Below are 14568 nucleotides of genomic sequence, written 5' to 3'. Positions count from 1 at the left end.
GGGGTGGGTTGCGGGGCGGTACGGGCGTTTTCGGCGACCACCTGGCAACGGAGCGTTTCGAGGTCGCGGCCGAGGACGTTCAAGTGCTCGCTGAGCGAGGTGAATTCAGTCGACAGCCGCGCGATCAGGCGAGGATCGATGGCGAGATTCATGTCCGCCATACTCTCGACCAGGGCGTTCGGTCACATGAGTAGAAGTACCCGGGCCACCCGCGATTACTACCTCAATCGGCCCGGGTGAGATTTCGCGGCGGGTCAGGCGGGGTGCGCGGGGGCCTTGACGCGGGCGATGGTGGCGCGGATCTCGGCGGTGACGACGTCCGGGTCCTCCAGCATCGGGACGTGACCCAGGGCCGGGAGCGGGCGCACATCGAGGGTCGGCGTCGAAGTCAGGGGTCGGTAGATGTGCGGCGGGAGGATGCGGTCGTGCTCGGGGAGCAGGATCGTGACCGGGAGATCCAGGTCGGCCAGGCCCGTGAAACCCGTTGGGAGACCCGGATCTTCGGCCAGATCGTCGACGATCGCACATTCGGTGATGGCGGCGGTCATGGCCTTGGCCAGCGGATTGGGCACATCGGCGGGGCGGCTGGCGAGCAGCGGGAGCAGCAGGCTGCGCAGCAGATTCGGCATGGTCGGCTGACGGTCGGGGCCCAGGCCGATGAGGGGTCCGAAGGCGCGGAACTTGCGGAGCAGCGAATCCGCGGCGGCGGGTGTGCGCCACAGGCCCGCGGGGGCGATGGCGGTGCAGGAGCGGGCCCGGCCACGTGCGGCGAGTTCGAGGGCGATCCAGCCGCCGAGCGAATTCCCCGCGATATGCGCTGTGTCCCAACCGGATTCGTCGAGCAGGCGTTCGCAGTGGTCGACCAGGGCGGTGACGGTGGCGGGCCGGGCCGCCTCGGGACCGCCCCAGTGGCCGGGGAAGGTGGGCGCCAGCACGCGGTATCCGGTGGCCAGTTCGTCGAGGACCGAGCCCCAGGACTGCCAGGTGAGCAGCACCCCGTGCAGCAGGAGCAGCGGTTCGCCGCCGCCGGATCTGTGCACTGCCTCCGGGATCTCGACGCCTTCCACCATGCGCGTGACCTTACCGCCCGAAACCGTCTGCCGCCGGGCCCGATCGCGCTCGACCCCGGCGGGACGCGGGCGGTCACACGCCGTTGAGGAAGCGCTTCCAGCCGGTTCCGAAGGGCTGCTTGGCCTTCACCGAGCTGAAGCGCAGCGTGCCGTGCACGATGATGTGCAGCGGCCCGATGGGCGGGCCGGTGCGGACCTTGGTCTCGGCGCTGGAGGCGATGAGGTCGATATTGTTCATATCGACGGTCGCCTCGGGCGGGACGATCAGTTCGAGCGAACCGCAGGTGTCGTTCACGTGGATCTCGACCACCTGGGTGGACATGACGGCCTGGGTGAAGTCCAGGCGCACGCTGCCCAGCAGGCTGTTGATCATCAGGCTCGGCGGCACGTGCCAGTTGCCCTTGCGCTCCACGCTGGACAGGCGCGCGCGAATCACATTGCCCGGCACCGCAGGTGACATGCCGTAGCCCGGTGGCGTGCTCATCCGGTGCGCGGCCACGTACCGCGGCGGCTGCGGTGCGTAGGCCTGCCCGGCGGGGGCGGGCTGACCGACCAGCCGGATGCCCGGCAGATCGACCAGGACCGTATTGAGCTCGCCTCGGGTCTTGGCCGCGAGCGCGGTGTCCATGCGCTCGGTGAATTCCCCCAGCGACAGCATGCCCAGCCCGACCGCGCGCTGCAGCAGCCGGCCGACATGTTCGCGTTCGACATCAGATACCCGTAGATCCCGGTCGCCGATCACGGCGTTGCCGGTAGCGATCGCGGAAACCGCTTCAGGACCTCCCATGCCTTCGAGGCTACGAGCGCGGGGCCGCCGCCGCATCAGGGCAATCCCTGAACTCCGGCCCCTACTCGAGGCCCTGCTCGATGGCGTACCTGGTCAGTTCCACGCGATTGCCCAGCTGCAGTTTGCGCAGCGTGGACTGCACGTGGTTCTCGACGGTGCGGTGGCTCAGGCTCAGCCGGGTGGCGATCTGCTTGGCGGACAGGCCCTTCGCCACCATGCGCAGCACCTCGGTCTCGCGGTCGGTGAGGGCGGGGCGGTGGGGTTCGTCGCGGTCGGCGGGGGTGTTGGCGATGCGGCGGAACTCGCCGAGAACCAGTCCGGCCAGGCCCGGGGTGAAGACGGCCTGACCGGCGGCGGTGGCGTGGACGGCGTCCAGGAGTTCGGTGGCCGAGGCGCTCTTGACCAGGTAGCCGGTGGCGCCCGCCTTGATGGCGTCGAGGACGTCGTCGCGTTCGGCCGACGCCGAGAGCACCAGCACCCGAGTGCGGGGCGAGACGCGCAGCACCTCGGTGGTGGCGTCCGCGCCGTTGCCATCGGGGAGCTGCATGTCCATGAGCACCACATCGGGTCGGACCGCGGCCGCGCGGGCGGCGGCGGCGCGGACCCCGTCGGCGGTGGCGAGCACCTCGAATCCGGCCTCGGCGAGGTCGCGGGCGACGCCCTCGCGCCAGATCGGGTGGTCGTCGACCACCATCACGGTGATGCGCTCGGTCCTATCCGGCTCAGCCTCGGTCATATCCGCCTCCGCATCTCATTGTCGCCGTTCCAGGGGCACGCGGAATTCCCATTCCGCACCGGCCCCTTCCTCACCCTCGGCGGGTGCCGCCTCGAACAGCAGTTGCGCGGTGCCGCCGAGCGCCTCGACGCGGCCGACGATGGAGCGCGAAACACCCATGCGGCCTTGCCCTTCCGCCTCGGCCAGCCGTCCCGGCGGAATGCCGGGGCCGTCGTCGCGCACGCTCACGATGAGCTCATCGCCGGTATCCTCCAGCAGCACATAGGCTTTCGCGCCCGGACCGGCGTGCTGGACCACGTTCGCGAGGGCGGCGGCCACCGCGGCCGCCATTTCCCGGGCGGCCCAGCGGCCCAGGAGCACCGGCTCGCCCGGGGTGGAGACGAAGACCGACGGGGTCGCCTGGGCGGTGAGCAACGGCCGCAGATCCTCCTCCGCGCCCCCGGAGTCGGGGCGCGCGCCCTGTTCGGAGATGAGCACCCGCAACGCCACCTCCTGCTCGCCCGCCCGCTGCGCCAATTCCGCTGTCGGCCCGCCGATCTCGTTACCGCGCCGCTTGATGTAGCTGAGCACCTGCAGCACTCCGTCGTGCACCTCCCGCGCCAGCCGTTCGCGTTCCTCGGAGGCGGCGGTGAGCCGGACCGCGCGCTGCAATTGCGCGTGCGCGCGCCGGGCGGTGTTGGAGGCCAGGCCCAGGGCCAATCCGACCGAGATGAGCACCGGCAGAGTGGCGTCGCGCCACACGTCGAAATCCCATTGGGCGCGGGCGGTGATGACGGCCGCGGAGATCAGCAGGCCCGAGCAGATGCCGCCCAGCGGTCCCCACAGGATCGCCGCGGAGACAACGGCATTGGCGGCCCACAGGGTGGTGGGCAGGGTCTGATGGCCGTGATACCAGTCGTAGGAGGCGATCAGCCGGGTGGCGAAGATCAGCGCGATGACCACCACGTGATCGCCGATCACGACGGCGGTGCGGACCCGGGGATGGTGACGAATCCGCCACTGCGACAACAGCACCGCCGAGATGCCCGACCACACCACCATGATCGCGACCAGGAACCAGCTCAGCCGCTGATTGGTGTAGTAGGGCACCGAGGCGATCTGCTGGCCCACCGCGTACAGCAGCGTGACCAGCCGGAATGCCTGCACCGCGCGCCACAGCGGCGCGGAGGCGGCCCAGTCGGGATCGGTGTCAGTCCCCGGCGTCACCGCTGCCGCCGGGTGGCTTCGAGGGTTGGCGGTCGGTATCGCCCGGGGCCGCGGGGTCGGCCGGCACCGGGGGGACTCGGATCTCGTTCGGATCGTCGGGGTCGGCGTGGAACATCGGTTCGCCCGGCTCGCCGGTATGCAGTTCCTGGTACGCCTCTTCCGGCGAATCGGCCAGCAGCGAGCGCATGGCGGTATTGAGGACGGCAACGAACGGCACCGCGAGCAGACCGCCCGCCAGTCCGGCCAGCACCACGCCCGCCGCGATGGCGAGCACCACGGCCAGCGGGTGGATGCGCACCGCGCGGCCCATCAGCAGTGGTTGCAGCACATGGCCTTCCAGCTGCATGACCGCGACGGTGATGCCCAGCACGATGAGCGCGGTCACCAGACCCTTGGTCATGAGCGCGATGAACACCGCCACCGATCCGGCGATGAACGAACCCACGATCGGGATGAACGCGCCGATGAAGACCAGCGAGGCCAGCGGAAGTGCCAGCGGCACACTGAGAATCGCCAGGCCCGCGCCGATGCCGATGGCGTCGACCGCCGCCACCATGACGGTGGCGCGCACGAATCCGGTCAGGGTGCCGAAGCCCAGCCGCCCGGCGGTCCGCACCTTCTCGCGATGCGGGGTCGGGACGATGCGGGTGCAGAACTCCCAGATCTGGTCCCCGCCGTAGAGGAAGAAGATGAGGATGAACAGGGTCAGGAAGGTGCCGGTGAAGAATTCGCCGATGATCGAGGCGGTGGTGAGCGCGCCGCTGGTCAGCGCGTCCTTATTGGATTCGACGGTCTTGACGATGGTGTCGCCCGCATTGCGGATCTGATCGTTGCTCAGGTGCAGCGGCCCGTTGATCAGCCAGTCCTGCACCTGGTGCACGGAGGTCTTGAACTCGTCCGACAGCTGCGGCACACCGGAGACGAACTGCTCCACCACGAAGGTCATGATTCCGGCGAGCAGTCCCAGCGCCCCGACCAGCGCGACGAATACGCCGATCGCGCGCGGCACCCCGAACCGCTGCATCCAGTTGACCAGCGGCGCCATCAGCGCCGCGCCCAGCAGCGCGATCGACATCGGAATGGTGACCGTGGACAGCTTGCGCGCCAGATAGGCGACCGCCAGCACCGCCGCGAAGATGATCAGCAGCCGCCAGCACCACTCCGCGGTCTGCCGCACGATCGGGTGCACGGCCTCCGCGTCCTGGCGCCGTTCCCCGCCGGACTTGCCGGATCTGCTGGACCTTGCCTGCACCTCACTCACGTTGGCGAGCCTAACGGCCGAAACCTCCGTGGGCATGCACCGACGATCTAAACGCTAGATTGGTGATCGTGTCAGCGCCTTTGGAAGCGGTCAAACAGACCATGAAAACACGCTGGCCGCTGTACTTGGCTTCCATGCTCGCGGCCAACGCGTTCGGCGCTGTCCTGGTGTGGGCCTTCATCCAATACGGGTTGCCGGTTCCCGAAGGGGAGACCAGCGCGACCAGGCAGACCGGGCTGCTGATTCCCGGGCTGGTGTTCTCGATCGGCGGCTTCCTGAGCGTGACCGCGTCGGCGCTCATGCTGCGGCCGGTGATGCGCTGGCAGGTGCGGGGCGGGCCGCCGTCGCGGCAGGAACAGATGGCCGCGCTGCACGCGCCACTGCGGCAGGCGATCCTGCATCTGGTGCTGTGGCTGGTCGGCGGCGGCGTGCTGGCGTGGGTGATCATCATCCGGACGCCGCAACTGGCCGCCGCGGTGATCGTCACCGAATGTATGGCCGCCACCATCGTTTTCGGCTTCACCTACATGCTCGGCGAGCGCATTCTGCGGCCGGTCGCGGCGGAGGCGCTGACCACGGGCGCCTTCGACCACACGCTGACCGCGGGCGTCGGCACCCGCATGGCCATGACCTGGGGCATGGGCACCTTCGCGCCGACCATCGCCATCGTGCTGCTGTGCGTCACCCAGATTTCTTCCCGCGTCCAGTTTTCCGCGCAGTCGCTGGCCGTTTCGATTCTGCTGTTGTGCGGTGTGGTGATCATGCAGGCGCTGGCGCTTTCCATGCTCACCGGCTCCTCCATTTCCGATCCCATCCGCCAGCTCAGCCAGGCCATCGACCGGGTGCAGGAAGGCGCGCGGGATGTGCAGGTGGAAGTATTCGACGGTTCGGAAATCGGACTGCTGCAGGTTGGCTTCAACCGCATGATGGGCGAGGCCGCGAAACGCCGGGAACTGCAGGAATTGTTCGGCCAGCACGTCGGTGAGGATGTCGCGCGGCGCGCCCTCGAGTACGGCACCGAACTCGGTGGTGAAACCCGATTCGTGGCCGTGTTGTTCGTGGATATGGTCGGTTCCACCGCCACCGCCGCGGAACGCCCGCCGACCGAAGTGGTCAGCCTGCTCAACGAGTTCTTCCGGGTCGTGGTGGATGTCATCGACCGCCATCACGGGCTCATCAACAAATTCATGGGCGATGCCGCACTGGCCATCTTCGGTGCGCCGCTGGACCGTCCGGACGCGCCCACCGCCGCCCTGGCCGCGGCCCGTGAGCTGCGCGAAGCCCTGCGCGAGGTGGCCGGGCTGGATATCGGCATCGGCGTTTCGGCGGGGCTCGCGGTCGCCGGAAATATCGGCGGCGCGAATCGCTTCGAATACACCGTGATCGGCGATCCGGTGAACGAGGCGTCGCGACTCACCGAACTCGCCAAGGATCGACCGGAACGTGTTCTGACCTCCTCGAGCGCACTGTTCTTCGCCGACGAGAACGAGCAGCGGCATTGGCAGACCGGCGAAGAGGTGCAACTGCGCGGACGCCGCCGGAAAACGCGTCTGGCCTGGCCATTGCAGAGCACCGACCCGACTGATGCAGACGAGGCGGCGGCGAGTTCGTTAGGCTGACGACGTGACGGCCCATGGTGAGCTGCGCGGCGAACCTGTGCCGCCCGCGGAGAACTCGCGCCGTGGCAGGTTCTGGTGGGCGAAATGGGTTCTCGGCGCCGCACTGGTGGCGCTGCTGATTTCCGAGGGCGTTTATCTCTATCCGCGCCTGCACGAATCCTGGAAGAACCTCACCGAAATCCATTGGGGCTGGGTCGCGGCCTGCATCGTCATGCAGGCCGTTTCGATGAGCGGATTCGGCCGCATCCAGAAGCAGCTGCTGCACGCCGGCGGCGTCGAGGTGAGCCAGCGCAAATCGGTGTCGGTGGTGTACGGCGCGACCGGCATGTCGCTGACCCTGCCCGCGGGCCAGGTGTTCTCGGCCGCCTTCACCTATCGCCAGACCCGGCGCTGGGGCGCGAGCCCGATCGTGGCGTCCTGGCAGCTGGTGATGTCGGGCGTGGTGGCGGCGGCCGGGCTGACGCTGCTGGGCCTGTTCGGCACCGTGCTGGCCGGGGACCGGGTGGGCCCGCTCAAGGTGATTCTCACGCTGGGCACCATGGCCGCGCTGATCTGGGCCTTCAACTACGTGTCCCGGCATCCGGGCGGCATCGAGGCGCTGGCTCGGCGAATTCTGCAGCGGATCAACCGGATTCGCCACCGGCCCGTCGATACCGGCATGGACAAGGTCGGCGAGGTGCTGGCCCAGCTGGAATCGGTGGACCTGGGCAAGCGCGACGGCGCGTGGGTCGCGGTGTGGGCGCTGGTGCACCGGCTCGCCGATGTCGCCTGCCTGGGTTTCGCCTGCTACGCGGTGGGCGCGGATCCGCGCTGGGCCGCGCTCATGCTGACCTTCGCGGCCGGAAAGGCCGTGGGCACCATCCCTTTGGCGCCCGGCGGCATCGTCTACGTGGACGCGACGCTCATCTACTCGCTCACCGCGGCGGCCGGACTCCCCGCCGCCCAGGCCGTGGCGGCGGCCTTCCTGTACCGCCTGATCAGCTTCATCCTGGTGGCCATCGTCGGCTGGATCGTCTTCCTGTTCCTGTTCCGCAAGCCCCAGGACGACGAGGACGCGGCGTACGAGAAGGAGTTCGAGCAGCGCGGCAATTCGCTGGTCGCCGACCGCCGCCGCGCCAATCCCCAGGCCGACCAGGACGGCAGCTCCGCCTGACCCGGCCGGCAGCCCCGGGTGCGGTGTCCCTCCACGGGCGCGCCCGAGCCGCCCGTTACCCTTTGGCGCGTGAGGAAACTGGTGCCGTTCGCCGCCGATGTCGTGCTCGTGGTCGTGTTCTGCATCCTCGGACGACGCAGCCATGACGAGGCCGTGCTGGGCGCGGGCCTGCTGCGGACCTTCTGGCCCTTCGGCACCGGCCTGGTGCTGGGCTGGGTGATCGCGGTGGCGGTGGCCTCGGGCCGGGAGGGGGCAAGCGCGGCACGGCGTTTCGACGGCCGCGCGGTGTGGCCGACGGGGGTCATCCTGTGGCTGAGCACCCTGATCGGCGGCATGCTGCTGCGGGCCGTGTCCGGTCAGGGCGTCGCGTTCAGCTTCTTCCTGGTGGCCGCGACCTTCCTGGCGCTGTTCCTGATCGGCTGGCGCGCGGCCTTCCAGATCCTGCGGGCCCGGTAGCCGGGCCCGCGTCCGCTAGTCCGGCTGGGCCAGCGACTGGAGCAGTCGCGCCGCCACCCGCGCGGTCAGGTCGCCGCTGTCGGGATCGTCGATGTGGACGGCGAAGGCCAGGTCGCCCATGGTGGCGATGAGCCAGCCGTTGTTGCCGGTGGTCGCGGCGAAGGCCTGCACATCGCGATACCGGTTGAGGCTGGCCATCTCCGGAGCTCCCACCCCGTCGTGCAGCATGGCGCGCAGCCGGTCGGTGGCCTCGCCGGGCAGCGCGGCCAGGTCGGCCTCGGTGGTGGCGGGCTGGCCGATGGCGATCATGGGCTTGGGCACCTGGCCGTTGGCGACGGCGGCCGCCGCGATGGCCATGCCCCACGGGCTGGCCAGCAGCGAGTCCGCGGCATTGCCGCGCCCGACGTTCTCGGCGGCGTTCTTGCCGGTGGGCAGGCGGCCGGTGGTCTCGTCCAGGCCGGGCACCTTGAAGTCGATGCCGATCCCGAGCAGGCTGGCCGCGTCCGCCGCGTCGCCCACCGAGACATCCTGCGGCGCTTTGTGTTTGGTGACCGCGGCGACGTTCTTGAACAGCTCGATCATGCCGCCCACCGGGTACAGCCCGGTGAAGGCGATATTGCCGCGCTCGGTGGCCTGCGAGTTCTGCGCGGCCGCGACCACCGCGCCGCTGGAGGGCTGGATGGCCACGATGGAGGTGGGCGAGCCGGTGCTCACCACCGCGTCCTCGGCCGCGCGCTGCAGCCGCTGGTCCATGGTGGCGGGAATGTCGGCGCCGGGCGGGACCTGCTCGCCGGCCAGCTGGGTGACGAAGCGGCCGTCGGGCTCGAAGAGCTGAACTCCCCAGCCGGAGTGCTGGTCTCGATTGTCCTGCCAGACCTTGGTGAGCGCGTCCAGCAGGGGCGACCAGATGCGCCGGTCGACGGAGATGAGCTTGGGCTGCTTCTCCATGACCACGCCCGGGATGGGGGCCATGCGCGGTTCCAGGATATTGAAGTCGCCGTCGCGCAGGTTCACCGCGACGATGGGTTTGCCCTGCGAGGCCGAGAGCTGTTGCATCAGAGCGGGTCCGTCGATGAGCGGGGCGACGGGTGCGATGGCGGCGGCGAGCGCGTTGGTGGAGGCGACCGGGTCGGTGATCTTGGCCGGATCCAGCTTGATGACATTGATGGTCTGCTCGGCCATGAGCGGCTGGCCCACGATGTCGTTCACCTTGGGCGAGGGCTGGGCGAAGGTGCGCACCAGCTTGGCGCTGCGCTTGGCGTCCATCTGCGGCATGACCAGCGCGGGATCCCACGAGATGCGCCAGCCCACACTGAGGTTGCGCACGGTGCCCTGCAGGTCGTACTTCCAGTCGCGCTTCTCGCCGAAATTCCAGGAGCCGGTCATGGAGAAGAGGCCGGTCGTACCGTCCAGTTTGATGTACTGGGTCATGCGGTAGTCGGGCTTGCCGGGATCGAGACCCTCGAAAACTTGCTTCAGCGTTGCCGAGGCCCCCGCCGGGTAGGAGGTCAGCCGCGACGCTCCCTCATAGTCCTTCTTGTCGATCAGCGAGGCGAACTTTTCGACCACCGCTTCCGCACCCGTCGATCGCTCCCGAAAACCACATGACCCCATCGCGATCGCGACGGCAGCCACGCCCGCGAGTGCGATCGCACCCCGTACCCGGAAGCGGCGGGATCCCCACACATCCATATCGCCCACTCTTCACTCTGGCCACAACAGCAACAGGTCCACGGTACCGCGCGCCGAATGTCGGCGGCTCCACCTTTCCACCAGGCGTGCTTGTTCTGAGCACCACCATAGTGCCGAAATCGGTCAGCAGTGACCACTTACATGATCACCGGTCGGTTACGGCCCCTGGCGTATTCGAGACTCGGGAGACCGTTCGGTTCTCACTGGTGACAGCACTCCGGAGCATTCGGGGCGAACCCGGCGAACCTCGTTCTCCCAGAGCGGAATCCACGCGAGCGGAAACGACGTAACGTTGTAATCAGTATTACAACTCCATGCAGTAAGTGAGAGTGACCAACATGAGACACGGACATCGTGGACACGGTTTCGGGCGCACCGGCGGCTGGCAGCAAGCCGATCTTCCGGACACCTCGGACGCTCACGACTGGTTCGCTGGACGATTGCCAGCCGACTGGTTCACCGGACCCGCAACCCTCGAGATCGATCGCGACGAGATCGTCGTGGTCGGCGAACTGCCCCTCCCCGCAGCCGAACCCGCCGCCGAGACCCCCGCGGACGCCGCCCCCGCCGCGGTTCCGCAGGCCACCCGGGAGGGCATCCTGGCCCGCTTCCGGGAATCCACCCGACCCGCCCGCATGCAGATCGCCCAGGAGGCCCAGGCCCGCTACGGCCGCAATGTGGCCTGGGGCGTCACGGTCAACGGCGAGCGAATCATGTTCACCCACCTGGCCGTTCCGGTCATGACCCGGCTGCGCCAGCCCGAGCGCAAGGTGCTCGACACCCTCGTCGACGCCGGCGTGGCCCGCTCCCGCTCCGACGCCCTGGCCTGGACGGTCAAGCTGGCCGGTCAGCACGCCGAGGAGTGGCTCGAGGAATTGCGCTCGGCCATGCGCAAAGTCGACGACCTGCGCTCCGAGGGCCCGCAGGGCCTGTAGCCACGGACCGCGAGGTCTGTGGTCGTAGAGTGGGCGCATGCCTGCAATCGCCCCGATCCTGGTGCTCAACGGTCCGAACCTGAACATGCTCGGCACCCGTCAGCCCGAGGTCTACGGGGCGGACACCCTCGACGATGTGGTCGAGCTGTGCCGCAAGACCGCGGCCCGGTTCGACCGGGAGGTGGTGGCGTTCCAGTCCAATCACGAAGGCGCGCTGATCGACCGGATCCACGCGGCCCGCGGCATGGAGTCCGGAATCGTCATCAACCCGGGTGGACTCACGCACACCTCGGTGGCGCTGCGGGACGCGCTGGTGATCCCGGAGGTGCCGATCGTCGAGGTGCACATCAGCAATGTGCATGCGCGCGAGGAGTTCCGGCACCACTCCTACGTCTCCCCCATCGCTACCGCGGTGATCGCGGGGATGGGAATCCAGGGCTACGCGGCGGCCGTCGAGTTCCTCTGCACGCGCTAGCGCACTGATCAAGGGCCCGGCTCACCTCGAGCCGGGCCCTTTTTCATGCCCGGATAAATAGCTTGTCGACCTCGAAATGTAGTAGTTATGCTACATCTGATCCGGCTTCTACTACGGAGGGGAATCATGACGGTCGGCGAAGGCGTCGTTCTCGACGTCGAGAACCTGCGGATGCGCTACGGCACCCGCGATGTCCTGCAGGACGTCTCGTTCCAGGCCCATCGCGGCGAGGTGGTGGCGCTGCTCGGCCCCAACGGCGCGGGCAAGACCACCACCATCGAGATCCTCGAGGGTTTCCGCATGCGCTCGGCCGGGCGGGTCGAGGTGCTGGGCGCGGACCCGGCGCACGGGGACGAGGCGTGGCGGGCCCGGCTGGGCGTGGTGCTGCAGTCCTGGCGCGATCACGGCAAGTGGCGGGTGCGCGAACTGCTGGACTACCTGGGTATGTTCTACGCGCCGTACTCCACCGCGAGCCTCCAACGGCCCTGGGACACCGACGAACTCATCGCCGCCGTCGGCCTGACCGAGCACGCCGACGCCAAGGTGAACACGCTCTCCGGCGGTCAGCGTCGCCGCCTGGACGTGGCCATCGGCATTGTCGGCCGCCCGGAGCTGCTGTTCCTGGACGAGCCGACCGCGGGCTTCGATCCGCAGGCCCGCCGCGAATTCCACGATCTGGTGCACCGGCTCGCCGACGACGACCACACCACCATCCTGCTCACCACCCATGACCTGGACGAGGCCGAGAAGCTGGCCGACCGCATCCTCATCCTGGCCGGCGGGCGCATCATCGCCGACGGTTCGGCCGATCAGCTCTCGCGCCGCATCGCCGGTGAGGCCGAGATCAAGTGGACCCGCGACGATCAGCGGTTCGTGCACACCACGACCGAGTCCACCAAGTTCGTCTACGAGTTGTTCCAGCAGTTCGGCGAATCGGTTCAGGAGCTCGAGGTGCGCCGCGCCTCGCTCGAGGACACCTATATGACCCTGGTGCAACGCTTCGAATCCGGCCGGGGCGACACCGAACTGCGCACCCTGGAGGAGGTCGGCCGATGACAACGCTCACCAAACCCACCGCCCGCGTGAATCCCACGGTGATCGCGGTGAAGGCCGGTTTCAAGCGAGGCCGCATCGAGCTGATCCAGACCCTCACCAACGGTATGGACATCTTCTCGCAGTTCTTCTGGCCGGTGGCCACCATGGTCGCGGTGTTCTTCATGCGGCACGGCGATTTCCAGGGCACCGGGCTGGCGCTGGGCGCGCTGGCGCTGCCCAGTGTGCTCGGCATGATCGTGGCGTTCACCGGCATGTTCGGCATGGCGCAGGGTCTGGCGATGGACCGTGAGGACGGAACCCTGTTGCGCGCCAAGGCGACTCCCAACGGCATGCTGGGCTATCTGATCGGCAAGGTGGTCGCGGTCTCGGGGACCACGCTGGTCCAGGTGGTGCTGATCCTCGGCTTCGGGCTGATCGCCATCGGCGGGGTCAGCCTGGACAGCGTCGGCGCGTGGGCCACGCTGGTCGGGATCCTGGTGCTCGGGCTGCTGGCCTGCCTGCCGCTGGGCGCGGTCATCGGCTCGGCGTTCGACAGCCCGCGCAGCATCGGCTTCGTATCGTTCCCCATCATGGGTCTGGTGGCGATCTCCGGAATCTTCTACCCGATCACCGGCCTGCCCGGCTGGCTGCAGGCGGTGGCGCAGGTGTTCCCGATCTATTGGCTGGGTCTGGGCATGCGCTCGGCCATGCTGCCCGACAGCGCGGCGACGGTTGAGCTGACCCATTCGTGGCGGCACCTGGAAACCGTCGCGGTGCTCGGGGCCTGGGCGGTGCTGGGCTTCGTGCTGGCCCCGATCGTGTTGCGCCGCATGGCCCGCCGCGAATCCGGGGCGGCGGTGGCGGCCCGTCGCGAGAGGGCCATGCAGCGTGCCTACTAACAGCGAGCTCATCTACAACCGGATCGCGATGCTGCGCGCCGAGCGCGGCATCTCGCGCCGGGAGCTGGCCGAGGCGCTGGGTGTGCACTATCAGACGGTCGGGTATCTGGAGCGCGGGGAATACAGCCCGAGCCTGCACCTGGCGCTGCGGCTCGCGCAGTATTTCGAGGTGCCGGTGGAGGTCATCTTCTCCACCGCACCCTTTCCTCGAATCGGTTCCGAGACAGCCTGATTCAGGCGTTCTCGGGCACCGCGCCCATGAGCTCGTAGGTCGAGACCGCCTTGCCGGAGGCCGCGGTCGCGGACACCGCCCGACGCCAGAACGCCTGCGCGGTATGCGAGAGGGTCGCGTCCACACCGACCTCCTCGCTGGCGTCGATGATGTGCTGTGCGCCCGCGTCCATCATCTTCAAGCCGGCCTCGTCGGCCCAGCCGCCGTTCTGGTTCTCCACGGAGAACTGCTCCATGAAGTACGGGAAGGCGGCATTGGAGCGCACCGCGAACGGCACGAACTGCGCGATGCTGTGACCGGAGCGGGCGATCATGGCCGTGGCCTGGTCGAAGGCCAGCAGCCACGGGTGGAAGATGGTGAGCAGGCCCTGGTAGAAGACCTGCGCCAGGCCGTCGTCGGTACCCAGGTACTCCTGCGGGCTGAGCGGGCGCAGCAGCTCGGCGTGGGCGTCGAAGACCTCGCGCGGGCCACTGAAGAAGATGTAGGACGCCGGGTGCTCGATATTGTTGCCCGCCGACATGACACCGCCGGACAGGAATTCGGCCCCGTGCCCGCGCACCCACGCGCCGCCCTGCCGCGCCTTCTCCGGCGAATCGGAGGAGAGATTGGCGATCACCTTGCCTTGCAGGCGGTCCGCGGCCGGACCCAGCACGTCGTACATGGCGGCATAGTGGGTGAGGCTGAGGACGATCACCTCGTTGGCGTCGATGGCCTCGGCGACCGTGGCCGCCTTCTTCGCCCCGAGCTCGGCCATGGCATCGGCCTTGTCGGCGCTGCGGTTCCAGACGGTGACCTCCACGCCATCGCGCAGGAACGCCTTCACCATCGCGCGGCCCATCGGTCCGAGGCCGATGACGGAGACGGACTTCTTCTTGTCAGACATGGTTTCTGCCCTTCGGTTCGGGTTGATTCGAGCAGCGCGCTGACATCGATGGTGGCCGCGGTCGGTAGCCTCGGGAAGACCGCACGTTCGCGTGGGGTTGCTTACCTGGAGGTTCGAAATCTGGTCAGG

The 14568-nt window shown here is 68.6% G+C and carries 15 protein-coding genes; 8 read left to right on the top strand and 7 right to left on the bottom strand.

Going from position 1 to position 14568, the window contains the following annotated elements; all coding sequences use genetic code 11:
- Positions 1 to 254 precede the first annotated feature (254 nt).
- The 5 genes from ACAM49_RS21705 to ACAM49_RS21685 all read right to left on the bottom strand — a co-directional run bounded on the left by ACAM49_RS21705 (position 255) and on the right by ACAM49_RS21685 (position 4988).
- Positions 255 to 1070, bottom strand: a complete 816-nt coding sequence (locus ACAM49_RS21705) for an alpha/beta fold hydrolase (RefSeq protein ID WP_369637368.1) — start codon at positions 1068 to 1070, stop codon at positions 255 to 257.
- A gap of 73 nt (positions 1071 to 1143) precedes the next feature.
- Positions 1144 to 1809, bottom strand: a complete 666-nt coding sequence (locus ACAM49_RS21700) for a DUF1707 domain-containing protein (protein ID WP_369637373.1) — start codon at positions 1807 to 1809, stop codon at positions 1144 to 1146.
- 109 nt (positions 1810 to 1918) lie between these two features.
- Positions 1919 to 2593 (bottom strand): response regulator, encoded by a 675-nt coding sequence (locus ACAM49_RS21695; RefSeq protein WP_369637367.1) that lies wholly within the window; start codon positions 2591 to 2593, stop codon positions 1919 to 1921.
- Positions 2594 to 2608: 15 nt separating this feature from the next.
- Positions 2609 to 3799, bottom strand: a complete 1191-nt coding sequence (gene macS / locus ACAM49_RS21690; protein ID WP_369637366.1) for a MacS family sensor histidine kinase — start codon at positions 3797 to 3799, stop codon at positions 2609 to 2611.
- Positions 3783 to 4988, bottom strand: coding sequence for an AI-2E family transporter (locus ACAM49_RS21685; protein ID WP_369637372.1), 1206 nt, complete (start codon positions 4986 to 4988; stop codon positions 3783 to 3785). Before ACAM49_RS21685 ends, macS begins: the two co-directional genes overlap by 17 nt.
- 173 nt (positions 4989 to 5161) lie before the next feature.
- Here ACAM49_RS21685 and ACAM49_RS21680 point away from each other — a divergent pair, with 173 nt between their 5' ends.
- From ACAM49_RS21680 to ACAM49_RS21670, 3 genes are all read left to right on the top strand, one after another.
- Positions 5162 to 6679 (top strand): adenylate/guanylate cyclase domain-containing protein, encoded by a 1518-nt coding sequence (locus ACAM49_RS21680; RefSeq protein ID WP_369637371.1) that lies wholly within the window; start codon positions 5162 to 5164, stop codon positions 6677 to 6679.
- A 4-nt stretch (positions 6680 to 6683) separates the two neighbouring features.
- On the top strand, positions 6684 to 7832 hold the full coding sequence (locus tag ACAM49_RS21675; protein ID WP_369637365.1) for a YbhN family protein: 1149 nt from the start codon (positions 6684 to 6686) through the stop codon (positions 7830 to 7832).
- Between the two features lie 69 nt (positions 7833 to 7901).
- Entirely contained in the window at positions 7902 to 8288 is a 387-nt protein-coding gene (locus ACAM49_RS21670; protein WP_369637364.1) for a DUF3054 domain-containing protein, read from the top strand.
- Positions 8289 to 8303: 15 nt separating this feature from the next.
- Here the strand turns inward: ACAM49_RS21670 and ACAM49_RS21665 are convergent, their stop codons facing one another.
- Entirely contained in the window at positions 8304 to 9857 is a 1554-nt protein-coding gene (locus ACAM49_RS21665) for an NTF2-like N-terminal transpeptidase domain-containing protein (RefSeq protein ID WP_369637363.1), read from the bottom strand.
- Positions 9858 to 10318: 461 nt separating this feature from the next.
- Here ACAM49_RS21665 and ACAM49_RS21660 point away from each other — a divergent pair, with 461 nt between their 5' ends.
- From ACAM49_RS21660 to ACAM49_RS21640, 5 genes are all read left to right on the top strand, one after another.
- Positions 10319 to 10915 (top strand): hypothetical protein, encoded by a 597-nt coding sequence (locus ACAM49_RS21660; protein WP_369637362.1) that lies wholly within the window; start codon positions 10319 to 10321, stop codon positions 10913 to 10915.
- Between the two features lie 37 nt (positions 10916 to 10952).
- Positions 10953 to 11390 (top strand): type II 3-dehydroquinate dehydratase, encoded by a 438-nt coding sequence (gene aroQ, locus ACAM49_RS21655; RefSeq protein ID WP_369637361.1) that lies wholly within the window; start codon positions 10953 to 10955, stop codon positions 11388 to 11390.
- A gap of 126 nt (positions 11391 to 11516) precedes the next feature.
- A complete protein-coding gene (locus ACAM49_RS21650; protein ID WP_369637360.1) occupies positions 11517 to 12446 on the top strand; it encodes an ABC transporter ATP-binding protein in 930 nt (309 codons plus the stop codon).
- Positions 12443 to 13324: an ABC transporter permease gene (locus tag ACAM49_RS21645; protein ID WP_369637359.1), complete on the top strand. Its 882-nt coding sequence runs from the start codon at positions 12443 to 12445 to the stop codon at positions 13322 to 13324. Before ACAM49_RS21650 ends, ACAM49_RS21645 begins: the two co-directional genes overlap by 4 nt.
- A gap of 28 nt (positions 13325 to 13352) precedes the next feature.
- Positions 13353 to 13556: a helix-turn-helix transcriptional regulator gene (locus ACAM49_RS21640; protein ID WP_369637370.1), complete on the top strand. Its 204-nt coding sequence runs from the start codon at positions 13353 to 13355 to the stop codon at positions 13554 to 13556.
- Position 13557: 1 nt separating this feature from the next.
- Here ACAM49_RS21640 and ACAM49_RS21635 read toward each other — a convergent pair whose 3' ends face one another.
- Entirely contained in the window at positions 13558 to 14559 is a 1002-nt protein-coding gene (locus tag ACAM49_RS21635) for an NAD(P)-dependent oxidoreductase (RefSeq protein WP_369637369.1), read from the bottom strand.
- Between the last annotated feature and the right edge of the window lie 9 nt (positions 14560 to 14568).

Origin of the sequence: Nocardia sp. JMUB6875 (genome assembly GCF_041154655.1) — a bacterium.
GTDB lineage: Bacteria > Actinomycetota > Actinomycetes > Mycobacteriales > Mycobacteriaceae > Nocardia.
This window is presented reverse-complemented; position numbering and strand designations above follow the sequence as displayed.